Annotated in this window: 19 protein-coding genes and 1 pseudogene; 6 read left to right on the forward strand and 14 right to left on the reverse strand. The window is 72.5% G+C overall.

Annotation, left to right across the window (positions count from 1 at the left end; translation table 11 throughout):
- Nucleotides 1–7: 7 nt before the first annotated feature.
- The 5 genes and pseudogenes from QFZ75_RS33995 to QFZ75_RS34015 form a co-directional block, all read right to left on the reverse strand.
- Nucleotides 8–1,024 (reverse strand): annotated as a pseudogene (locus QFZ75_RS33995) (septum formation family protein); the annotation flags it as partial.
- 294 nt (nt 1,025–1,318) lie between these two features.
- The gene (locus QFZ75_RS34000; RefSeq protein ID WP_307543093.1) at nt 1,319–2,269 is read right to left on the reverse strand and encodes a cytochrome c oxidase assembly protein; all 951 of its coding nucleotides are present in this window, start codon (nt 2,267–2,269) and stop codon (nt 1,319–1,321) included.
- Nucleotides 2,270–2,359: 90 nt separating this feature from the next.
- Complete coding sequence (locus tag QFZ75_RS34005; protein ID WP_307543095.1) at nt 2,360–3,385, reverse strand: 6-phosphofructokinase; 1,026 nt, start codon at nt 3,383–3,385, stop codon at nt 2,360–2,362.
- Between the two features lie 165 nt (nt 3,386–3,550).
- Nucleotides 3,551–4,279 (reverse strand): type 1 glutamine amidotransferase, encoded by a 729-nt coding sequence (locus tag QFZ75_RS34010; protein WP_307543097.1) that lies wholly within the window; start codon nt 4,277–4,279, stop codon nt 3,551–3,553.
- Between the two features lie 19 nt (nt 4,280–4,298).
- Entirely contained in the window at nt 4,299–5,537 is a 1,239-nt protein-coding gene (locus tag QFZ75_RS34015; protein ID WP_307543098.1) for a MurT ligase domain-containing protein, read from the reverse strand.
- Between the two features lie 143 nt (nt 5,538–5,680).
- Here QFZ75_RS34015 and def point away from each other — a divergent pair, with 143 nt between their 5' ends.
- Nucleotides 5,681–6,241 carry a peptide deformylase gene (gene def / locus QFZ75_RS34020; protein ID WP_307543100.1) on the forward strand — a complete coding sequence of 187 codons (561 nt, stop codon included), beginning with the start codon at nt 5,681–5,683 and terminating at the stop codon, nt 6,239–6,241.
- Nucleotides 6,242–6,314: 73 nt separating this feature from the next.
- Here def and QFZ75_RS34025 read toward each other — a convergent pair whose 3' ends face one another.
- Entirely contained in the window at nt 6,315–6,965 is a 651-nt protein-coding gene (locus tag QFZ75_RS34025; RefSeq protein WP_307543102.1) for a TetR family transcriptional regulator, read from the reverse strand.
- A gap of 169 nt (nt 6,966–7,134) precedes the next feature.
- Here QFZ75_RS34025 and QFZ75_RS34030 point away from each other — a divergent pair, with 169 nt between their 5' ends.
- On the forward strand, nt 7,135–8,364 hold the full coding sequence (locus QFZ75_RS34030; protein ID WP_307543104.1) for an acyl-CoA dehydrogenase family protein: 1,230 nt from the start codon (nt 7,135–7,137) through the stop codon (nt 8,362–8,364).
- Nucleotides 8,365–8,532: 168 nt separating this feature from the next.
- Here the strand turns inward: QFZ75_RS34030 and QFZ75_RS34035 are convergent, their stop codons facing one another.
- From QFZ75_RS34035 to QFZ75_RS34070, 8 genes are all read right to left on the reverse strand, one after another.
- The gene (locus QFZ75_RS34035; protein ID WP_307543106.1) at nt 8,533–9,063 is read right to left on the reverse strand and encodes a cupin domain-containing protein; all 531 of its coding nucleotides are present in this window, start codon (nt 9,061–9,063) and stop codon (nt 8,533–8,535) included.
- The gene (locus QFZ75_RS34040; protein WP_307543108.1) at nt 9,060–10,274 is read right to left on the reverse strand and encodes a cytochrome P450; all 1,215 of its coding nucleotides are present in this window, start codon (nt 10,272–10,274) and stop codon (nt 9,060–9,062) included. Before QFZ75_RS34040 ends, QFZ75_RS34035 begins: the two co-directional genes overlap by 4 nt.
- Nucleotides 10,271–11,380, reverse strand: a complete 1,110-nt coding sequence (locus tag QFZ75_RS34045; RefSeq protein ID WP_307543110.1) for a type III polyketide synthase — start codon at nt 11,378–11,380, stop codon at nt 10,271–10,273. The genes QFZ75_RS34040 and QFZ75_RS34045 overlap by 4 nt, the downstream gene beginning before the upstream one ends.
- A 247-nt stretch (nt 11,381–11,627) precedes the next feature.
- Nucleotides 11,628–11,870 carry a DUF6213 family protein gene (locus QFZ75_RS34050; protein ID WP_307543111.1) on the reverse strand — a complete coding sequence of 81 codons (243 nt, stop codon included), beginning with the start codon at nt 11,868–11,870 and terminating at the stop codon, nt 11,628–11,630.
- 25 nt (nt 11,871–11,895) lie between these two features.
- Nucleotides 11,896–13,281 carry an NADP-dependent succinic semialdehyde dehydrogenase gene (locus QFZ75_RS34055; protein WP_307543113.1) on the reverse strand — a complete coding sequence of 462 codons (1,386 nt, stop codon included), beginning with the start codon at nt 13,279–13,281 and terminating at the stop codon, nt 11,896–11,898.
- A gap of 153 nt (nt 13,282–13,434) precedes the next feature.
- Nucleotides 13,435–13,893: an NUDIX domain-containing protein gene (locus QFZ75_RS34060; RefSeq protein WP_373466073.1), complete on the reverse strand. Its 459-nt coding sequence runs from the start codon at nt 13,891–13,893 to the stop codon at nt 13,435–13,437.
- Between the two features lie 8 nt (nt 13,894–13,901).
- Nucleotides 13,902–15,458, reverse strand: a complete 1,557-nt coding sequence (locus tag QFZ75_RS34065; RefSeq protein ID WP_307543116.1) for an ATP-dependent DNA ligase — start codon at nt 15,456–15,458, stop codon at nt 13,902–13,904.
- Nucleotides 15,459–15,948: 490 nt separating this feature from the next.
- Nucleotides 15,949–16,884 carry an NAD(P)/FAD-dependent oxidoreductase gene (locus tag QFZ75_RS34070; protein ID WP_307543118.1) on the reverse strand — a complete coding sequence of 312 codons (936 nt, stop codon included), beginning with the start codon at nt 16,882–16,884 and terminating at the stop codon, nt 15,949–15,951.
- Nucleotides 16,885–16,961: 77 nt separating this feature from the next.
- On the opposite strand from QFZ75_RS34070, the gene QFZ75_RS34075 reads away from it, so the two are divergent.
- From QFZ75_RS34075 to QFZ75_RS34090, 4 genes are all read left to right on the forward strand, one after another.
- Nucleotides 16,962–17,594: a helix-turn-helix domain-containing protein gene (locus QFZ75_RS34075; protein ID WP_307543120.1), complete on the forward strand. Its 633-nt coding sequence runs from the start codon at nt 16,962–16,964 to the stop codon at nt 17,592–17,594.
- Between the two features lie 102 nt (nt 17,595–17,696).
- Nucleotides 17,697–18,698 (forward strand): NADPH:quinone oxidoreductase family protein, encoded by a 1,002-nt coding sequence (locus QFZ75_RS34080; protein ID WP_307543122.1) that lies wholly within the window; start codon nt 17,697–17,699, stop codon nt 18,696–18,698.
- The gene (locus QFZ75_RS34085; protein ID WP_307543124.1) at nt 18,695–19,903 is read left to right on the forward strand and encodes an acyl-CoA dehydrogenase family protein; all 1,209 of its coding nucleotides are present in this window, start codon (nt 18,695–18,697) and stop codon (nt 19,901–19,903) included. The genes QFZ75_RS34080 and QFZ75_RS34085 overlap by 4 nt, the downstream gene beginning before the upstream one ends.
- Complete coding sequence (locus tag QFZ75_RS34090) at nt 19,900–21,003, forward strand: acyl-CoA dehydrogenase family protein (RefSeq protein WP_307543126.1); 1,104 nt, start codon at nt 19,900–19,902, stop codon at nt 21,001–21,003. The genes QFZ75_RS34085 and QFZ75_RS34090 overlap by 4 nt, the downstream gene beginning before the upstream one ends.
- Nucleotides 21,004–21,018: the final 15 nt, after the last annotated feature.

The raw sequence follows: 21,018 nt of genomic DNA on the forward strand, positions 1-21,018 counted from the left end.
CCACGAAATGAGTTCCGGAGTTCCAGGCGCTCCTGCCCACCCAGGAGGAGGTTTCGTAGGTGTTCGGATCATGCCCGTAGTCGTTCGGCGGCATGTTCGCCCGACAGGCCGCGGTCGCCTGCTCCCTCGCCTCCCGCAGACCGATGTCCTGGCCCAGCTGCAGGAAATCGAGGACCTTCTGCCGGTGCGGGCCCTTGCACGAGACCAGCTTGGCGCTGTTGTCGCTGATCACGTCGAGACAGTCGCGTTTCTGCATGGTCGCCGTGTCGGTGAACGTGGTCCCCGGCGCGCGGTGGTTCCCGAGCGGGCCGAAGAGCGCATGTCCGGTCGCGTCGAGCAGGAGGCAGGCGACGCGACGGCCGGCGGCGTCGAAGCCGTCGTCGGTCCGCAGTACGGCGTAGGACCTCACGGCCGCGAGGCTCTTGCGGGTTCGTTCGGTGCGCCGCTCGCACCGGCCGGCCCCACCGGAGCGGGCCTCGTCCGCCGACGCGACCTCGAAGACCGCCATCACCTGGCCCTCGGTGCCGCCGCTGCGGCATTCCCGCACGACTTCGAGCCTCGGCCGACCCGTGAAGGGGGCTGCGCCCCGCCAGTCGGCCGCGACGCAGTCGCCGTCCGCGAGCGGCTCGGCCAGTCCGACCGCATCCCCGTACGGCTTGGCGTCGCCGGTGTGCGGCTCGCCGATGGCGTACCACGTGCCGGCGCCCGCGAGGGCCAGCCCGGGCGCGGCCCCCAGCACGGCCGGCAGGACACACCCGCGGCGCCGGCGCCGGACGGCCTGCGCCGGGGGAGGGCCGTAGCCCTGCGGGGCCCGGGGGACCGGCGGGGTGCGGGGCGCGGCCGTGTCGGTGGCGGCGCCCGCCCACGGCGGCTCCGAGCCCTGGTCGAGCCGGGTCCGCGGATGCGGCTGGGGCGTCAGGATCGCGGACAGCGCGGCCGCGGTCCCCTCGGCGGTGATCCGGTGGACCGGGTCCTTGGTGAGCATGGCCGACAGCAGCGGTTCCAGGGCGCCCGCGCGGAGCATGGGGCGCGGCTCCTCCAGGACCACGGCGGTGAGCGCCGCGAGCCCCGACTCGCGGTCGAAGGGGCCGTACCCCTCGACGGCGCAGTAGGCAGAAAAGCAATCCTCCGGACCACGGTTTTCCCGGTCCTGGACAAGCACGCGTGCATGGTCATGACCGCTCCCCCCCGGCTGCGGTTCCCCCGAACCCCGCAGAACCGAAGCAGGGCGTCACGCATCATGCTACTGAAGGGAAAAGCCTTTTCGGCCAAGGAGAATTTCCGAAAGGCGGAGAGTGGCCGGAAAAAGGAAAAGGGGTCAGCGACCGCGTGCGTCGAGTGTGGCCAGATAGGCGTTGTACGCCTCGAGTTCCTTGTCGCCGTCCCGGTCGGCGGCCCGATCGGAGCGCCGGGCCTGCCGCTCCTCGGAACGGTGCCACTGGAAGAGCAGCGCCAGCAGCACGAGCACGGACGGGATCTCGCTGAACGCCCAGGCGATGCCGCCCGCGGCGGTCTGGTCGGCGAGGGCGTCGATGCCCAGCGAGGCGGGCGGGTTCTCGTACGTCGTGACCATCGGCCCGGAGGCCATCATCAGCGCGATGCCGAAGAACGCGTGGAACGGCATACCGGCGAACAGCTCCAGCATCCGCATCAGGTAGCCCGGCCGGTGCGGACCGGGATCGACGCCCATGATCGGCCAGAAGAACACCAGGCCGACGGCGAGGAAGTGGCACATCATCGCGATGTGCCCGGTCCTCGATTCCATCAGGAAGTCGAAGATCGGCGAGAAGTACAGCGCGTACAGACTGGCGATGAACAGCGGGATCGTGAACGCCGGATGCGTGACGACCCGCATGAGCCTGCTGTGCAGGAACATCAGGAGCAGCTCGCGCGGCCCCTTGCGGTCGCGTCCGGCGGCCGGCAGCGCGCGCAGCGCGAGGGTGATGGGCGCGCCGAGCAGGATCAGGATCGGCGACAGCATGCTGATCACCATGTGCTGCACCATGTGCACGCTGAACATGACCATGCCGTAGTCGTTCAGTCCGGTGCAGAGCACGAGCATGACGGTCAGGACGCCGACGACGAACGCCACGGTCCGTCCGACCGGCCACGCGTCACCGCGCCGCACCAGCCGCAGCACGCCCCATCCGTACAGCCCGAGCCCCACCAGGCAGGCGACCAGGAAGAACGGGTCCGGGGACCACTCGAGTCCCCGCCCCAGCGTGAACGGCGGCAGATCCATGGTCGTGCCGTGCCCGCTGTGATCCATCCGCCGGCTCCTGTTTCGTACTGATTGGGCGCTGTCTGTCCACACCCAGACTAGAACCGTCCCCGGCGGAGCCCGCGACCGGGTGGGCGCCTAAAGAACACACTCCGCCTCGGCGTACCGCTCCTCCGGGACGGTCTTCAGCGTCTCGACCGCCTCCGCGAGCGACACCATCACGATGTCCGTCCCCCGCAGCGCGGTCATGTGGCCGAACTCACCCCGGTGCACCGCCTCCACCGCGTGCCATCCGAACCGCGTGGCGAGCACCCGGTCGTACGCGGTCGGCGTCCCGCCGCGCTGCACGTGACCGAGGATCACCGGCCGGGCCTCCTTGCCGAGGCGCTCCTCCAGCTCGATGGAGAGCTGCCGGGCGATGCCCGCGAAGCGCTCGTGGCCGTAGACGTCCTTGCGGCCCTCGTCGTAACTCATCGTGCCCTCGCGGGGCTTCGCGCCCTCCGCGACGACGACGATGGCGAACTTCTTGCCCGCCGAGAAGCGTTCACCGACCTTGGCGGCCAACTCGGCGATGTCGAAGGGGCGCTCCGGCACGACGATCGCGTGGGCGCCGGCGGCCATGCCGGAGTGCAGCGCGATCCAGCCGGTGTGGCGGCCCATGACCTCGACGATCAGGACGCGCTGATGGGACTCGGCGGTGGTCTTCAGCCGGTCGAGGGCCTCGGTGGCCACACCGACGGCCGTGTCGAAGCCGAAGGTGACGTCCGTGACCGCGATGTCGTTGTCGATGGTCTTCGGCACGCCGACGATCGGCAGGCCGCTGTCCGACAGGAGACGGGCCGCCTTGAGGGTGCCCTCGCCGCCGATCGGGATGATCGCGTCGAGCCCGAGGTTCTCGAGGTGACCCCTGGCCCGCTCCACCCCGTCCCGCAGGTGCGCGGGCTGGACCCGGGAGGAACCGAGCATCGTGCCGCCGCGGGCCAGGATGCCGCTCACCGCGTCGAGGTCGAGCTTGAGGTGGTCGCCCTCCAGCAGGCCCTTCCAGCCGTCCCGGAAACCGATGACCTCGTCGCCGTGGTCGACGACGGCGCGGTGTACGACGGACCGGATGACGGCATTCAGACCGGGGCAGTCGCCGCCGGACGTGAGCACACCAATACGCATAGTCCGGAATACCTTCTCAACGTGGGCCGGGAACCGGACCACGCTGTCCGGCAGGACGCCGCCACCCTACCGGCGCCGGGGGGCGGATCCGCAGAGTGCGTCCGCCTGCTGGACGTGCCCGCACAGGTGAGCGGGCACGTCGCCGGATGGGCTTCGTCCCTGAGGTCAGGCGGGCTGCTGAGCAGCCGCGATGCGCTCGGAGCGGAGCGCCTCGTACCACCGGTCGTCGATCGGCGGCAGCGCGTTGACGTCGAGCGCCAGCTTGAGCAGCAGATCCGCGATCAGCGGGTTCCTGGCGAGCACGGGCCCGTGCATGTAGGTGCCGAAGACCGTGTCGTTGTACGCGCCCTCCGTGCCGTCGCCCGTCCCGTTGCCCTTGCCCAGGCGCACGTTCGCGAAGGGGCGGGCGGTGGGACCGAGGTGGGTGACGCCCTGGTGGTTCTCGAAGCCGGTCAGCGGGGGCAGACCGAGGCGCGCGTCGATGTCGCCGAACACGTCACCCACGCACCGCTCGCCCTCGCCGCGCGTGGAGTGCACGTCGAGCAGACCGAGACCCGGCTCGCGCTGGCCCAGGTCGTTGATGAACTCGTGGCCGAGGATCTGGTAGCCGGCGCACACCGAGAAGACGATCGCGCCGTTGCCGACCGCCCGCTCCAGGCCGCCGTCGCGGCGCAGCCGCTCGGCCGCGAGGCGCTGCGGACGGTCCTCGCCGCCGCCGATGAGGTAGATGTCACCCGAGGTGGGGATCGGCTGGTCGCTGCGCACGTCGAGACGGGCCACGTCCAGGCCGCGCTGGCGGGCCCGGCGCTCGACGACCAGCGCGTTGCCCTGGTCGCCGTACGTGCTCAGCAGGTCCGGGTAGATCCACACGAGCCGAAGGCTGTTGTCGCTCATTCTCTTCGTCCTCCGGGGTTCAGTTGCCGACACGACGCCTCAAGTCCTGGAAAGCGGTGTAGTTCGCGATGACCTCGATCCGGCCGGGCGGCGCGAGCTGCACCGCCTGGTCGAGGCTGTCGCACACCTGGAACGACTGGTTCGCGACCTCCAGGCGCACGGCCAGGTCCAGCTTGCGGTCGCCGAGCACGAAGATCGGGTGACCGGTGAGCCGGGTGTAGTCGACGTCCCACAGCCAGGAGGTGTCGGTGCCGTCGGCGCCGCGCGCGTTCACCGACAGGATCACCGGGGTCGGCGGCGGGTCGATCAGGGAAAACGTTTCGAGCCAGCCCGCCGGGTTCTTGGCGAGCAGCAGCCGCAGGTCGCGCTGCATGAACTGCACGACGTCGTAACGTCCGGCCACGGCCTGCACCTGGTACATGCGTTCCAGGGCGACCTGCGGCGGTACGCCGAAGACGGCGGCGACGGCCGCCGACGAGGCGGCGTTCGCCTTGTTGGCGCGGCCCGGCAGCTGGAGGTGGATCGGCCAGGCCGAACCGTGCGGGTCGAGGACGTGGTCCCCGGAGAGCGCCCAGGTCGGCGTCGGGCGGCGGAAACCGCACTCGCCGCAGAACCAGTCGTCGCCGGGGCGCTGCATCACACCGCCGCAGGACGGGCAGGACCAGGCGTCGTCCTTCCACATCTGCCCCGCGGCCACCCACACCACGTTCGGCGAGGAGGACGCGGCCCAGACGACCAGCGGGTCGTCGGCGTTGGCGACCACGACGGCCTTGGACCCGGCCAGGCCCTCGCGCCAGTGCTCGGCCATCATGCGGGTCTCGGCGGCGCGGTCGAGCTGGTCGCGCGAGAGGTTGAGCAGGGCGATGCACTTGGGATCCGTGTCCCGCGCCACCCCGGACAGGTACTTCTCGTCGACCTCGATCACGGCGAACCGTGATTCCGAGCCGCCGGCCAGCGCCGAGGTGATCCCGGCGGGCATGTTGGCGCCCAGCGCGTTCGACACGACGGGCCCCGCGGCCTGCAGCGCCTCGGCGATCAGCCGCGTGGTGGTGGTCTTGCCGTTCGTGGCCGACACCAGGATGACGTCCAGGTGCTGGGCGAGCCTGGCCAGCAGGTCGGGGTCGAGTTTGAGCGCCACCCGGCCGCCGATCACCGATCCGCTGCCGCGGCCTGCGGCGCGTGATGCCGCCGCGACCGCCTTGCCCGCTGTCACGGCGAGCTTGGCCCGCGGTGACAGCGGGTCCGAGTTGCCTGCCATCAGTTCCCGATCCTCCTTGCGTACGGCGCCGCGCACTGCCCCCGGCAACGTGTGACCCTCAGCCTACCGAGATCCGCTCGCGGGCCCGAACCGCGGCACCACTCCGACGGGCCCGCGACAGTGAGGACCGTACCCTTGCGGCCATGCGACACGGCTCTATCCCCGGCGCCCGAGGGCGCGTTCTTCCCCTGACCCTGCTCGGCGACCCCGTGTTGCGCACACCGTGTGAAGAAGTCACGGACTTCGGTCCCCAACTGGCGCGGCTGGTCGAGGACATGTTCTCGACGATGTACGCGGCGCAGGGGGTCGGGCTGGCCGCGAACCAGGTCGGGGAGTCCTTGCGGGTGTTCGTGTACGACTGCCCCGACGACGAGGAACGTCGGCATGTGGGGCATGTGGTGAACCCGCGGCTCGTCGAGGCGGACGGGATGGTGCTGCGGGGGCCGGAGGGGTGTCTGTCGCTGCCCGGTCTGGAGGCGGGCACCGAGCGGTACGACCGTGCGGTGGTGGAGGGGGTGACCCTGGACGGGGCGCCGGTGCGGGTGCACGGGAGCGGGTGGTTCGCCCGGTGCCTGCAGCATGAGTGCGATCACCTTGACGGTGGGCTGTACGTGGACCGGGTGACGGGGTGGCGGCGCCGGCGGGTGATGTGGCAGGTGGGCCGGGCCGCGTGGAGGCGCGGGGGTGCGGGTGCGGGAGGCTGAGGAGGGTGGCCGTGTGCGGGGGCGTTGTGGCTGTTCGCGCCGTTTCCCGCGCCCCTGGACGGTCGGCCGCGGATCAGAAGCCCGGGCCGCCCGCCCTGTCGCCCGCCGCCGCCAGGCGGCCCCAGAGGAGGTCGGCGAGGGCGCGCACCAAGTCGGCCCGGGAGCAGGGGCGTTCGCCCAGCCACCAGTCGCCGGCGGCGTGCATCATGCCGACGATGCCGTGGCCCCAGACCCGGGCCGACTGCTGGCCGCCGGGGCCGAGGTCGACGCGCTCCTCGATGACGTCGGCCAGCTCCTCGCCCATACGCCGCAGCAGGGGGAACGAGTACGCCCCCACGTCGAAGCCCAGGCCCCGGTCGCTCTGCGCGCCGCCCTCCGAGGGGTGCATCAGGAACCGGTACACCTGCGGGCGGGCCTCGATCGCCGCGAGGTAGGTGTCGAGGGTGGCCTCCACCCGCTCCCGGCGCTCGGCGGGCGCGTCCAGCGCGGCGCGCAGCGCTCCGAGGAGGGCGTCGGTGTGGCGCTTGGCGAGGGCCGCGTAGAGTCCGCCCTTGTCGCCGAAGTGGCGGTACAGGATCGGCTTGGTGATGCCCGCCTCCGCCGCGATGGCGTTCATCGAGGCTCCCGGACCGTCGCGGAGCACCACCCGGTCGGCGGCCTCCAGCAGCTCGCGCCGTCGGCGGTCGGCGGACCTCTGCTGATCGGTCCGCTGCGTGGTGTCCATGAGCTCTCCCCACCCGTGCTGATTCGGTGACGCCTGCGCAACGTAACACCACCGGTCCGCCGTGCCTCGAACGGGCTGCCGAGCAGGGATGCGGAGTTGACTTTTACTACCGACGGGTAACAGGCTACGGTTACCGCAAGTAACACATGAGTGCAGCGCTGGAGGGGTCATGGCCGAGTTCACCATGGAGCTCAACGACGAACAGAAGGAGGTCCGGGACTGGATCCACGGCTTCGCCGCCGACGTCATCCGCCCCGCGGCCGCCGAATGGGACGAGCGGGAAGAGACTCCCTGGCCGGTCATCCAGGAGGCCGCGAAGGTCGGCATCTACTCCCTGGACTTCTACGCCCAGCAGTACTTCGACCCCACCGGCCTCGGTATCCCCATGGCCATGGAGGAGCTGTTCTGGGGCGACGCGGGCATCGCCCTGTCGATCGTCGGCACCGGCCTCGCCGCCGTCGGCGTCCTCGCCAACGGCACCGAGGAGCAGATCGGCACCTGGATCCCCCAGATGTACGGCGACGCCAACGACGTGAAGGTCGCCGCGTTCTGCTCCTCCGAGCCCGACGCCGGCTCCGACGTCGCCTCGATGCGCACGCGCGCCGTGTACGACGGGGCCAAGGACGAGTGGGTGCTCAACGGCACGAAGACGTGGGCGACCAACGGCGGCATCGCCAACGTGCACGTCGTGGTCGCGGTGGTGGACTCCGAGCTGGGCTCCAAGGGCCATGCCTCCTTCATCGTCCCGCCGGGCACTCCCGGTCTGTCCCAGGGCCAGAAGTTCAAGAAGCACGGCATCCGCGCCTCGCACACCGCCGAGGTCGTCCTCGAGGACGTCCGGGTCCCCGGGTCCTGCCTCCTCGGCGGCAAGGAGAAGCTGGACGAGCGGCTCGCCCGCGCCCGTGAGCGCGCCAGGGCCGGCAAAGGCGAGCGGCTGAAGAACGCGGCGATGGCCACGTTCGAGGCCTCCCGCCCGGCCGTCGGCGCCATGGCGGTCGGCACGGCGCGGGCCGCGTACGAGGTGGCCCTCGACTACGCCCGTACCCGCGAGCAGTTCGGGCGGCCGATCATCGACAACCAGGGTGTCGCGTTCCAGCTCGCCGACATGCGTACGTCGATCGACGCGGCGCGGCTGCTGGTGTGGCGGGCCTCCTGGATGGCGGTCAGCGGGAAGCAGTTCACCTCCGCCGAGGGGTCCATGTCCAAGCTGTTCGCCAGCGAGACCGCCAAGAAGGTCACCGGGCAGGCGATCCAGATCCTGGGCGGCAACGGGTACACGCGGGAGTACCCGGTCGAGCGGATGCACCGCGACGCGGCGATCTACACGATCTTCGAGGGCACGAGCGAGATCCAGCGGTTGGTGATCGCGCGCACGCTGTCGGGCATGCCGATCCGGTAGCGCCGCGCAGGGTGCTGTCCGATGCGGAACGCGGGTCCGTCGTGGCTGAGCGCGCAGTTCCCCGCGCTCCTGCACGACGGGGCTGCGCCCCGGTTTCTCGCCCTTCAGGGGCGCGGGGAACCGCGCGACCGGCCCCCACCGGGCCCGCACTGTCCCACGAGCCGAAAGCTACCCGTGCCGCAGCGGCGTCAGCTGCTCGATGTCGTACCGCGACCGCAGCTCCTCGATCGCGGCCACGTCCGGCGGGCCCTCCGCATCCAGGATCTTCAGCAGCTCCTCGAAGTAGCGCTCGTGGTCCGGCGGCGGGGACGCCTGGAAGAACATCTTCGCCGGCGTGTCCGTGGGGTTGGCGAACGCGTGCGGACAGCCGGGCGGTACGACGATCACCGTGCCCGGCGTCGCCCGCACCACCCGGTTGCCCGAACCCGACTGCCAGCGCTGCCAGCGGTCGGGTGTGCGGACCAGCGGCTCGAAGGCGAGCACGTCCAGCTCGCCCTCCAGGACGTAGAACAGCTCCTCGCTGCGCGTGTGCACGTGCGCGCCGACGTCGAAGCCCGGCGGCACGACCACCTCGAAGCTGGACGCCGCCCGCGAATGCGTGCCGGTCACCTTGAACGTCACGTGCTGGGCCGGGGTCCGGACCGTACGGCCGTGCCCCGGAGGCACCAGCAGGCCCTCGGGCGGCGTGAGCGCGTTCACCAGGTGACGGGCAGGGCCTCGGGCCCGCGGATCAGCGCGCCGCGCCGCCACGGCACCTCGTCCGCCGAGACGGACAGGCGCAGCGTCGGGATCCGGTCGAGGAGGGTGTTCACCATCAGCTCCGACTCCAGGCGGGCGAGCATGGCGCCCACGCAGTAGTGCGGACCGTGCCCGAACGCCACATGCGGGTTGGGCCCGCGGTCGAAGTCGATCCGCTCGGGGTCCGGGAAGACGTCCGGGTCCCGGTTGGCGGCCAGGTAGGACACGTAGATCGGGTCGTCCTTCCTGATCCGCACGCCGTGCAGGACGACGTCCTCGGTGGCGATCCGGGACAGGCCGACGGCGTTGCGGTGCGGGATGTACCGCAGCAGTTCGTCGAGGGCCCGGGGGCGCAGCTCCGGCTCGTCGCGCAGCCGGTCGAACAGCGCGGGCCTGGTCATGAGGATGTAGAGCATCTGCCCGGTGTTGTTGGTGACGGCCTCGCCGCCGATCTGGATCGGGCCCGCCAGCGCCACCGCCTCCTCCTCGGTGATGTCACCCCGGCCCACCGCCGCGCCGAGCAGCGAGGTCACGTCCTCACCGGTGGCGTCGCGGCGCTCCGCGATCAGTTTGCGGAAGTAGACCTCCATGTCCCGCTTGGCCCGCTCACTGGCCGCGGCGCCCTGCGAGGACGAGAGGATCGCCTGCGTCCAGGTGTGCAGGGTGTGCCGGTCGTCGGCCGGGACCCCCATCAGCTCGCAGATGACCTTCATCGGGAAGGGTGCCAGCACCCGGTCGATCAGGTCGGCCGGCGGTCCGTCCCGCAGCATCTCGTCGACCATCGTGTCGAGCGTCCGCCCGGCGCCGGCCCGCAGACGCTCGATGCCACGCGTGGTGAACGCGGCGTTCACCGCCCTGCGCAGCCGGGAGTGGTCGGGCTTGTCGACGAAGCTCATCGCGCCGGCCGCCGGGATGAAGTGCGGTGCGAGGCGGGTGACCTCGCGGCCGAGCACCGCCGCGCGGCTGAAGCGCGGGTCGTTCGTCACCAGCCGTACGTCCTCGTAGCGGGTGACCAGCCAGGCCCAGCCCTCGCCGTTGGGGAGCTGGATGCGGTTGATCGGGCCCTCGCGCATCAGCTCGGACAGGACGGGGTCGAAGTCGACCCCGGTCAGGTCCAGGGCCGGCCAGTGCCGTACCGGGGGAGCCGCCGCCGTCTCTTCGCTCAGGGTCATCGTGCCGCCGTCTCCTTGTCGTTCCTCCGGTGCCCGTCGCGCGCCCGCCGCCCGTCGTCCGTGCGGTGCCAGCGGCCCAGGGCCATCTCGGCCGTGATCCCCGGTCCGAAGCCGGCGAGCAGGCCGCGGGCCCCCTCGCGGGCGCCCCCCTCGTCGAACAGCCGGCGCAGCGCGTCCAGGACGACGGCGCTGGCGATGTTCCCGTACTCGGTGAGCGTCGCCCGGCTGAACCGGAAGGCCTCCGGCTCCACCTGGAGAAACTTGCTCAGGTCGTCGAGGATCCGCGGGCCCCCGGCGTGGATGATGTAGAAGTCCAGGTCCGAGGCGTCCCAGCCGTGCTGGCCCGCGAGTTCCTGGAGGGCGGGGGCCAGCGGCTCCATGGTGGCCGGCACCCGCTTGTCCAGCAGGAAGTGGAAGCCGGTGGCCCGCACGTCGTACATGATCCAGTCCTCGGTCCTGGGGATCAGGTACGAGCCGTTGCGCTCCAGGCGGATGCCCTCGCCGCCCTGTCCGCGGACCACCGCGGCGGCGATCCCGTCGCCGAACAGGCCGTTGCACAGCAGCGAGCCCACGCCGAGGTCGGTCGGCTGGTAGCACAGCGAGCAGAACTCGCAGGCCACGATGAGCGCGTTGGCCTCGGGGTAGGCCGAGCAGAAGTCGTGCGCCCGGTTGATCGCGGCGCCGCCGGCCGCGCAGCCGAGCTGTGCCATGGGTATCTGGCGGGTGTCGCTCCTGAAACCCATCTCGTTGATCAGCCACGCCGTCATCGAGGGCATCATGAAGCCCGTGCACGAGACGTAGATGATCACATCGATGTCGGCGGGCCGGACCTCCGCGTCGTCGAGCGCCCGCCGGACGACGGCCGGGACACGGGCCTTGGCCTCGGCCTCGTACACCTTGTTGCGTTCCGCGAAGCCCGGATGCTTCAGCGTCTCCTCGATGGGCTGCACGATGTGCCGCGTGCGTACGCCGGTGTTCTCGATCAGCCTCAGCGCGAGCGGCAGTTGGGGGTGGTCCGGATGGCGGGAACGCGCCAGTTCGAGCGTCTCCTCCATCGTGATGACGTATTCCGGAACGGAGACCGCGGGTCTGCACAAAGTCGCCATGAGCCTGCGCCTTCTCTCGCCCGCCGGGACGCGCTCTCCTCGGCAGTGGGTGGTCCCCCCACGATCACCCGGGAGAGCCCGGATATCGCGCGGGACTACGCCAGACCGGGGACAGCGCTCCCGGAGAGGGCCCGGTGAAGGCGCGCCCCTTCAGAGGCGCGGGGAACCGCGCGAGCCGGGGGCATCCCGGCCGAAGGCCGGGGGGCCACGACGCACCGGCACCGTGCGAACGACCGCAGTGCTCCCGTTAACCGCCGGAGGTCGTCCCGCTGCTGTGCGCGATGCACGCCACATCGATCCGGTCGGCCAGCTTCGCCAGCTCGATCGTGAGCGCGGCGACGGTGTCCTCGTCGAGCCCGTCCTGCCCGGCCTCGACCAGATGCAGCCACCGTCCCCCCATCGTGCGCAGCAGCTTGCTCACATCGGCGGCAGCCACCTGCAGGGTCCCGCGGTCGTCGACGATCAGAGGCAGGGTCACTTCGCGGTTCACAGGGGGGATCGTAGCTGCGGAACGCTCACGCTCCGTGCCATACGGTGGTGATGTTGCAGAACTCTCGGATTCCGTGCCCCGACAGCTCACGCCCGTAACCCGACCGCTTGACCCCGCCGAACGGGAACGCCGGGTGGGACGCCGTCATCCCGTTGAAGTAGACACCGCCGGCCTCCAGATCCCGTACGAACCGCTCGGTCTCGGCCTCGTCGCGCGTCCACACGTTGGAACTCAGTCCGAACGGCGTGTCGTTGGCGATGGCCACCGCCTCGTCCAGGTCTGCCGCCCGGTAGAGCGTGGCGACCGGCCCGAACGTCTCCTCCTGGTGGATGCGCATCTCGGGGGTGATGTCGGCGAGGACCGTCGGCGGGTAGTACCAGCCGTCCCCGTCGGGCAGCTCCCCGCCGCACAGCACGGTCGCCCCGGCCTCGACGGCGTCGTCGACCAGTTCCGTCAGGTCGTCGCGGCCCTGCTCGGTGGCGACCGGCCCGACGTCCGTGCCCTCGTCCAGCGGGTCGCCGACCGTGAGGGCCTTCATGCCCTCGGTGAAGCGTTCGGCGAACGCGTCGAAGACGTCCGTGTGCACGATGAACCGCTTGGCGGCGATGCAGGACTGCCCGTTGTTCTGCACCCGGGCCGTCACCGCGGTCTTCGCCGCCCGCTCGATGTCGGCCGAGGGCATCACCACGTACGGGTCGCTGCCGCCCAGCTCCAGGACGGTCTTCTTGACCTCGTCCCCGGCGACCGAGGCGACCGCGCGGCCGGCCGGTTCGCTGCCGGTCAGGGTGGCCGCCTTGATCCGCGGGTCGCGCAGGATGTCCTCGATCGCGCCCGAGCCGACGAGCAGCGTCTGGAAACAGCCCTCCGGGTAGCCCGCCCGGCGGAACAGGTCCTCCAGGTAGAGGGCGGTCTGCGGGACGTTCGAGGCGTGCTTGAGCAGCCCGACGTTGCCGGCCATCAGCGCGGGCGCGGCGAAGCGGACCACCTGCCAGAGCGGGAAGTTCCAGGGCATGACGGCGAGGACCGGCCCGAGCGGGCGGTAGCGCACCAGGACGCGGGAGGCGCCGGAGTCCTCCGCGTCGGCCTTGGCGCCCTCCTCGTCGGCGAGGAGCTCCTCGGCGTGGTCGGCGTACCAGCGCATCGCCTTCGCGCACTTCGCCGCCTCGGCGCGGGCCTGCTTGACGGGCTTGCCCATCTCGGTGGTCATGATCCGGCCGATGTCCCGCGCGTCGGCCTCCAGGAGGTCGGCCGCTCGGTGCAGCAGACGCGCGCGCTCGGCGAACGAGGTGGTGCGGTGGGTGCGGAACGCCGCCTCCGCCGTGGCGAGGCGGTGCTCGATCTCCTCGTCGCCGAGGGCGTCGTAGGTCTTGAGGGTTTCCCCCGTTGCCGGGTTCACGGTTGCGATGGGCATTGCTTCTTCCTCCTGGTGCGGTACGTCGGGTGCGGGTACGTCGTGGTCCCCCAGCCTTCGGCCGGGAGGTGCCCCCCCAGCTCGCGCGGTTCCCCGCGCCCCTTCTGCACGCCTCTGACGGGGCGTGCCCAGAAAGGGCGCGTGCCCCTCTCGTCAGCGCATATGCGCTTCCAACCGGTCCAGGAACTCCGCCTGGGCCCTGACCAGTACGGCTCTGGCGCGGTCCAGGGACAGCCATTCCACCCGGTCCAGTTCGGGGACCTCCTGGAAGCGGCCCGAACCGCGGGGCCATTCCATGCTGAACGTGCCGGGGACCGTCGTCGCCGGGTCGAGGTCCGCCTCGACGGCCCAGACCGTGACGATCTTGCCGTTCGCCTGGGTGACCTCGCCCAGCGGGACGGCCTCGCCGTCGGGCGGCGGCAGACCCAGCTCCTCCTGGAACTCGCGGCGGGCGGCGTCCCAGGCAGGTTCGCCGGGCTCGTACTCGCCCTTCGGCACGGACCACGCCCCGGCGTCGCGCCGGGCGAAGAGCGGACCGCCCATGTGCCCGAGCAGCACCTCGACGCCCCGCTCGGAGCGCCGGAACAGGAGCAGGCCCGCGCTGCGTCGCACGGCGGCGCTCACGGGGCGACCCCCGGGTGCGCGGCGAGCACCGTCTCCACGGTGTCGGCCTCCGCCGGGCTCTTGTCCTCGCGGTGACGCAGCACCCGGGCGAAACGCAGGGCGACACCCGCGGGGTAGCGGGTGGAGCGCTGCAGACCGTCGTACGCGATCTCCACGACCAGCTCGGGACGGACGGTCACCACCGGGCCGCTCTCCCCGACGGGGTCGACGGCGAGCTCCTTCAGCCGCTCGGTCTGCCAGGCCAGCATCACGTCGGTGAGGCCCTTGAAGGTCTTGCCCAGCATGGCGAACGAGCCGTCCGGCCTGCGCGCCCCCAGGTGCAGGTTGGAGAGCTTGCCGGTGCGCCGCCCGCTGCCCCACTCGGCGGCCAGTACCACCAGGTCGAGTGTGTGGACGGGCTTGACCTTCAGCCAGGAGGCTCCGCGGCGGCCCGCGCTGTAGGGGGCGTCGAGGGACTTGAGGACCACGCCCTCGTGGCCGCGCGCGAGCGTGTCGGCAGCGAACCGCTCGGCGGCGGCCCGCGCCGCCTCGTCCGTGGGGTCCGGCACGAGGAGGCGTCGTACGCGCATCGGCTCGGGGACCAGCCGGGCGAGCTCCACGTGGCGGTCGGCGAACGGCAGGTCGAGCAGGTCCCGGCCGTCCACGGCCAGGACGTCGAAGAAGACGGGGGAGACGGGCACGGTCCCGGCGGCGGTGGTGACGTCCACCCGGGAGCCCACGCGGCCCGCGGTCTCCTGGAAGGGCCGGGGCCGCCCGTCCGCGTCGAGCGCGAGGACCTCGCCGTCCAGGATGAAACGATCGCCCCGCAGCTCCCGTGCGGCCCGGGTGATCTCGGGCAGCCGGCCGGTGATGTCGTCGAGGGTGCGGGTGTACACGCGTACGACGTCGCCGTCGCGGTGCACCTGGACGCGGATGCCGTCGAGTTTCTCCTCGACCACACAGGTGCCGAGCTTGTCGACGGCCTCGGCGACGGACGGGGCGCTGTGCGCCAGCATCGGCCACACGGGCCGGCCGACGGTGAGCCGGAACTCCTCCAGGGACCCAGGCCCTTCGGCGAGCAGCCGCTCGGCCACCGTCTGCAGCGAGCCGGCCAGCATCACCGCCCTGCGTACGTCGGCGGGGGGCGCCCCGGTCGCCCGGGCCAGTCCTTCGACCGCTAGGGCGTCGAGGGCGCCCTGCCGCAGCTCTCCGCCGAGCAGTGCGAGCAGGAACCTCTGCTCCGGCCCGGTGGCCGCGCCCATCAGTTCCCCGACCAGGCGGGCCCGCCGCGCCTGCGAGCCGGCGCCGGAGACCGCGCCGAGTTCCGTGAGGCGGGCGTCCACCTCCCGCACGGTCAGCGTGGGCCGCTCGGCGGGCGGGACGGGCGTGCCGAGGGTCTTCCAGCCGACGCCGAGCCGCCCCTGGGGCAGGCGGCCCGCCAGATAGGGGATGACGATCGGCACGTCGGCCGCCTCCGCGTCCCGGAACAGCTCCGCGAGCAGAACGGTCTTCCGGGTCCGCGCCGAAGTGGCGGCGACCTCCTGGGACACCTGGGCGAGCCGGGACAACAGCATGCAGTCATGGTGCTACGCGGACGCCCGGTCTACACCTGGACGGACGGGTCCGCGCCCCCGGGCGCACATGGTCCCGCGGGCCACCCCCGAGCGGCAACGGCACTCCGCCCACCCACCCGAACGCCACCGCGCCCGTCCGGCCACCTGCCCGAACGCCGCCCTCGCCCGGCCGGCCGGCCGCCCGAGCGGCGCTGCGCCGGGCGCCCGCCTGCCCGCGTTGCGTCGCCCGACCGCGTCGCGCCACACCGTGCTGCGCCGCCCGCCGGCCCGTCCGGCGCTGCGCCGCCTGCCCGGCCAACCGCCTGCCCGGGCGCCGCTGCGCCCGTCCGGCCGCCCGAGCAGCGCTGTGCCGGGCGCCTGCCTGCCCGCGCTGTGCCCCCCGACCGCGTCGCGCCACACCGTGCTGCGCCGCCCGCCGGCCTGCCCGCGCTGTGCCGCCCGGTCGCGTCGCGTCGCCCGGCCGGAGTGGCGCTTCCGCTCGGGCGCGCTCTCAGGTCCGGGCCGTCGCGTCGAGGTCCGCGAAGAGGAGTTCTCCGTTGATCGTGGCGCCGGCCCGGTAGCCGCCGCTCGCCGCGTTCACGACCTGCTCGCCGAAACCGGTCGCGTTGCCCGCCGCCCAGACGCCGGGCACGCTCGTCAGACCCGTCGCGTCGACCGCGGCGTACGAGCCGAACGGTGTCTCCTGGAGCGCTGCGCCCAGCCGTTCCAGCAGGCCGGTGCGCGGGACGGGCCGGGGCGCCACGAACAGCACCGCACGCTCGTGCGCCGTGCCGTCCGCGAGCCGGACCGCGGTGAGCCGGTCGTCGACGACGTCCAGGCCCGCGACCTCACCGGGCACCACGGCGACCCCGGCCGCGGCGAGCCTGCGCAGGTCCTCGTCCGTCAGCTCCTCCTCGGCGACCGTGTGCAGGAACAGGGTCACGTCCTTGGACCACTGGGACACCATCAGGGCCTGGTGCACGGACATCGGGGTCGTGGCCAGCACGCCGAAGGCCTGGTCGCGCACCTCCCAGCCGTGGCAGTAGGGACAGTGCAGCACGTCGCGGCCGAAGCGTTCGGCGACCCCCGGCACCTTCGGCAGCTCGTCCGCGAGGCCGGTGGCGACGAACAGCCGGCGCCCGTGCACCACGCGCCCCCCTTCCAGCGTCACATCGAACTCCCCGCCCGCGTCCCGCGCCACGTCCACCGCCCGGCCCCGGACCAGCTCCACGCCGTACCGCGCGATCTCCTCGCGGCCCACGGCCAGGAACTCCGCCGGCGCCATCCCGTCCCGGGACAGATAGCCCTGCATGTGCGCGGCGGGCGCATTGCGCGGCTCACCCGCGTCGATCACGAGCACGCTGCGGCGCGCACGCCCCAGGACGAGCGCCGCGGACAGTCCGGCCGTGCCGCCGCCGACGACGACCACTTCGTACGAATCGGTCATGGTGACCACCTCCACCGAGAAGGTCGCCCCGAAGCACCCTTGTTGACAAATCCCTTTGCCGAAACTGCAATACCTGTATGAGCGAGCACCAGGGCCACCAGGACCATGACGGCCACGAGGACCGTGACACGGAGGGCGTCCTCGCGGAGGTCGGGCCCCGGCTGCGCCGTATCCGCAAGGAACGCGGTGCCACCCTCGCGGGCCTGTCCACCGCCACCGGCATCTCCGTCAGCACCCTCTCCCGGCTGGAGTCCGGCCTGCGCAAACCCAGCCTGGAGCTGCTGCTGCCCATCGCCCGGGCCCACCAGGTGCCCCTGGACGAACTGGTGGGAGCGCCGCAGGTGGGCGACCCGCGCGTCCGCGCGGCGAAACCGATCGTCATGCACGGCCGTACGCACTGGCCGCTCACCCGCCAGCCCGGCGGTCTGCAGGCCTACAAGGTGCTCGAACCGAAGCGCAAGCAGGAGCCGGACCCGCGCGTCCACGAGGGCTACGAGTGGCTGTACGTGCTGTCGGGGCGGCTGCGCCTCGTGCTCGGCGACCACGACGTGGTGCTCGGCGCGGGGGAGGCCGCCGAGTTCGACACCCGCGTGCCGCACTGGTTCGGGTCGACGGGGGAGGGGCCCGTGGAGTTCCTGAGCCTCTTCGGGCGGCAGGGGGAGCGGATGCACGTGCGGGCACGCCCCAGGAGGAGCGGGCAGGGGGACTGAGGCCGACCGCCACCGACTGTTCCCTGATCGGCAAGCGACCGCTTAGTATGCGTGGGACCGCGAGGTGCGAACAGTACCGACACAGTCCCGTGGAGGCCCCGCATGCAGGCATGGCAAGTGCACGAGAACGGTGAGCCCGGTGAGGTGATGCGGCTCGCGGAGGTGGAGCGGCCCACGCCCGGCGACGGCCGGGTCCTGCTCAAGGTGCGCGCGGCGAACATCAACTTCCCGGACGTCCTGATGTGCCGGGGGCAGTACCAGGTCAAGCCCCCGCTGCCGTTCACGCCCGGCGTGGAGATCTGCGGCGAGACCGAGGACGGCCGCCGGGTCATCGCCAACCCCGCGCTGCCGTACGGCGGCTTCGCCGAGTACGCCGTCGCGGACGCCGCGGCCCTGCTGCCCGCGCCCGAGGCACTGGACGACGCCGAGGCGGCCGCCCTGCACATCGGCTACCAGACCGGCTGGTTCGGCCTGCACCGGCGGGCCCGTCTGGAGGCCGGCGAGACGCTGCTCGTGCACGCCGCCGCGGGAGGGGTCGGCAGCGCGGCGGTGCAGCTCGGGAAGGCGGCGGGGGCGACCGTCATCGGCGTCGTGGGCGGCGCGGACAAGGCCGTGGTCGCCCGCGGACTGGGCTGCGACGTCGTCGTGGACCGGCGCGCCGAGGACGTCGTCGCCGCCGTCAAGGAGGCCACCGGCGGCCGGGGCGCCGACGTGGTCTACGACCCGGTCGGCGGGGACGCCTACACCCAGTCCGCCAGGCTCGTCGCCTTCGAGGGCCGGATCGTCGTCGTCGGCTTCGCCAGCGGCACGATCCCCAGCCCGGGGCTCAACCACGCCCTGGTGAAGAACTACTCGATCATGGGCCTGCACTGGGGCCTCTACAACACCAAGGACCCGAAGCTGGTCCTGCGCTGCCACGAGCAGCTGACCGAACTGGCCGCCCGCGGGGCGATCAAGCCGCTCGTCAGCGCCCGCGTGCCGCTGGCCGGTGCCGCCGACGCCGTCCAGCGGGTCGCCGACGGTGTGACCACCGGCCGGGTCGCCGTGGTGCCCTCCCTCGGGGACACCGCTGACCACACCCTCGCGAACGGAGCCGCCGCATGACCGACGCCGCGAGCGGGGGCGCAGCGGTGGACGCCGCCGGACTGCGCCGCCGCACCCAGGAGCTGCTGGCCGCCCACCCGGTCGCCACCACCGGCCGCACGGACTTCCTCAAGGCCCGCTTCGACGCCGGCCTCGCCTGGGTGCACTACCCGGAAGGGCTCGGCGGCCTCGGCGCGCCGCGCTCCCTGCAGGCCGTCGTGGACGCCGAGCTGGAGGCCGCGGGCGCTCCCGACAACGACCCGCGACGCATCGGCATCGGCCTCGGCATGGCCGCGCCGACGATCCTCGGCTTCGGGACCGAGGAGCACAAGCGCCGCTTCCTGCGGCCCCTGTGGGTGGGCGAGGAGGTCTGGTGCCAGCTGTTCAGCGAGCCGGGCGCGGGCTCCGACCTGGCCGCACTCGGCACCCGTGCGGTCCGTGCGGGCGACGCGTGGGTGGTCAACGGGCAGAAGGTGTGGACGTCCAGCGCCCACGTCGCCCGCTGGGCCATCCTCATCGCCCGCACCGACCCGGACGCGCCCAAGCACCGCGGCATCACGTACTTCGTCTGCGACATGACCGACCCCGGTGTCGAGGTGCGGCCCCTGCGCCAGATCACCGGCGAGGCCGAGTTCAACGAGGTGTTCCTCACCGACGTCCGCATCCCCGACGCCCACCGCCTCGGCGAGATCGGCGACGGCTGGCGGGTCGCGCAGACCACGCTCATGAACGAGCGGGTCTCCATCGGCGGCATGCGCATCCCCCGCGAGGGCGGGATGATCGGCCCCATCGCGAAGACCTGGCGCGAACGCCCGGAGCTGCGCACCCACGACCTGCACCAGCGGCTGCTGAAGCTGTGGGTCGAGGCCGAGGTGGCGAGGCTCACCGGTGAACGCCTGCGCCAGCAGATGGTCGCGGGACAGCCCGGCCCCGAGGGCTCCGGCATGAAGCTCGCGTTCGCCCGCCTCAACCAGGAGATCAGCGGCCTGGAGGTCGAACTCCTCGGTGAGGAGGGGCTGCTGTACGACGACTGGACGATGCGCCGCCCGGAAATGGTGGACTTCACCGGCCGGGAGGCCGGCTACCGCTACCTCCGTTCCAAGGGGAACAGCATCGAGGGCGGGACCAGCGAGGTCCTGCTGAACATCGTCGCCGAACGCGTGCTGGGCCTGCCCTCCGAGCCGCGCACCGACAAGGACGTCGCCTGGAAGGACCTCGCCCGATGACCCCGACGACAACGCAGCGCGCACAGCCCGACCTGCTGTACTCGCAGGACGAGGAGGCGCTGCGCGCCGCCGTCCGCGACCTGCTCGCCGACCACTGCGACCCGGCCGGCGTGATCGCCCGTACCGAGTCCGGCGCGCCGTACGACCGCCAGGCGTGGAAGGCGCTCGGCGAGGGCATGGGCCTGGCGGGCCTGCTGGTGCCCGAGGAGCGCGGCGGCCAGGGCGCGGGCCACCGTGAAGTGGCCGTCGTCCTGGAGGAGCTGGGCCGCTCGGTCGCCCCCGTGCCCTATCTGACGAGCGCGGTCGTCGCCACCGAGGCGCTCCTGGCGTGCGACGCCGACGACCTGCTGGCGGAGCTGGCGTCCGGCCGGCGCGTCGGTGCCCTCGCCGTCGCCCTGAACGTCGCCCCGGGCGCTGCCTGCACGACCGTACGGGTCGAAGGCGGCACCCTGCACGGGGAGTTGACCGGTATCGCGGACGCGGCCGCCGCCGACGTGCTGCTCGTCCCCGCCGAGGACGGCGGGCTGTACGCGGTCGACGCGCAGGCCGTGACCGTCACCGCGCAGGTGTCCCTGGACCTGACCCGGCCGGTCGCGAAGGTCGTCCTCGACGGAGCGCCCGCCCGCCGGATCGGCGACGCCGCCCCCGCCGTACGGCGCGCCCTGCGGACCGGCGCCGGACTGCTCGCCTCCGAGCAACTCGGCCTGGCCGAATGGTCCTTGACGGAGACGGTCCGCTACCTGAAGGAGCGCAAGCAGTTCAACCGCCCGGTCGGCGGCTTCCAGGCGCTCAAGCACCGGCTCGCCCAGCTGTGGCTGGAGACGGTCAGCACCCGGGCCGCGGCCCGCAACGCGGCCGACGCGCTCGCCACCGGCAGCGCGGACACGGACGTGGCGGTCGCCCTCGCCCAGTCGTACGCGGCGCCGGTCGCCGTGCACGCCGCCGAGGAGGCGCTCCAACTGCACGCCGGGATCGGGATGACCTGGGAACACCCGGTCCACCTCTACCTGAAGCGCGCCAAGGCCGACTCGATCGCGTACGGAACGGCGGGCAGCCACCGGGAGGCGCTGGCGAAACTGGTGGACCTCCAGGCCCCCTGACCCTCGGACACGCAC

The organism is Streptomyces sp. V3I8 (assembly GCF_030817535.1).
Lineage (GTDB): Bacteria > Actinomycetota > Actinomycetes > Streptomycetales > Streptomycetaceae > Streptomyces.

What these genes read in the sequence shown, in the direction of transcription:
- QFZ75_RS34000 (WP_307543093.1), bottom strand. Translation starts at nt 2,269, where the DNA reads ATGGATCACAGCGGGCACGGCACGACCATGGATCTGCCGCCGTTCACG.
- QFZ75_RS34005 (WP_307543095.1), bottom strand. Translation starts at nt 3,385, where the DNA reads ATGCGTATTGGTGTGCTCACGTCCGGCGGCGACTGCCCCGGTCTGAAT.
- QFZ75_RS34010 (WP_307543097.1), bottom strand. Translation starts at nt 4,279, where the DNA reads ATGAGCGACAACAGCCTTCGGCTCGTGTGGATCTACCCGGACCTGCTG.
- QFZ75_RS34015 (WP_307543098.1), bottom strand. Translation starts at nt 5,537, where the DNA reads ATGGCAGGCAACTCGGACCCGCTGTCACCGCGGGCCAAGCTCGCCGTG.
- def (WP_307543100.1), top strand. Translation starts at nt 5,681, where the DNA reads ATGCGACACGGCTCTATCCCCGGCGCCCGAGGGCGCGTTCTTCCCCTG.
- QFZ75_RS34025 (WP_307543102.1), bottom strand. Translation starts at nt 6,965, where the DNA reads ATGGACACCACGCAGCGGACCGATCAGCAGAGGTCCGCCGACCGCCGA.
- QFZ75_RS34030 (WP_307543104.1), top strand. Translation starts at nt 7,135, where the DNA reads ATGGCCGAGTTCACCATGGAGCTCAACGACGAACAGAAGGAGGTCCGG.
- QFZ75_RS34040 (WP_307543108.1), bottom strand. Translation starts at nt 10,274, where the DNA reads ATGACCCTGAGCGAAGAGACGGCGGCGGCTCCCCCGGTACGGCACTGG.
- QFZ75_RS34045 (WP_307543110.1), bottom strand. Translation starts at nt 11,380, where the DNA reads ATGGCGACTTTGTGCAGACCCGCGGTCTCCGTTCCGGAATACGTCATC.
- QFZ75_RS34055 (WP_307543113.1), bottom strand. Translation starts at nt 13,281, where the DNA reads ATGCCCATCGCAACCGTGAACCCGGCAACGGGGGAAACCCTCAAGACC.
- QFZ75_RS34065 (WP_307543116.1), bottom strand. Translation starts at nt 15,458, where the DNA reads ATGCTGTTGTCCCGGCTCGCCCAGGTGTCCCAGGAGGTCGCCGCCACT.
- QFZ75_RS34070 (WP_307543118.1), bottom strand. Translation starts at nt 16,884, where the DNA reads ATGACCGATTCGTACGAAGTGGTCGTCGTCGGCGGCGGCACGGCCGGA.
- QFZ75_RS34075 (WP_307543120.1), top strand. Translation starts at nt 16,962, where the DNA reads ATGAGCGAGCACCAGGGCCACCAGGACCATGACGGCCACGAGGACCGT.
- QFZ75_RS34080 (WP_307543122.1), top strand. Translation starts at nt 17,697, where the DNA reads ATGCAGGCATGGCAAGTGCACGAGAACGGTGAGCCCGGTGAGGTGATG.
- QFZ75_RS34085 (WP_307543124.1), top strand. Translation starts at nt 18,695, where the DNA reads ATGACCGACGCCGCGAGCGGGGGCGCAGCGGTGGACGCCGCCGGACTG.
- QFZ75_RS34090 (WP_307543126.1), top strand. Translation starts at nt 19,900, where the DNA reads ATGACCCCGACGACAACGCAGCGCGCACAGCCCGACCTGCTGTACTCG.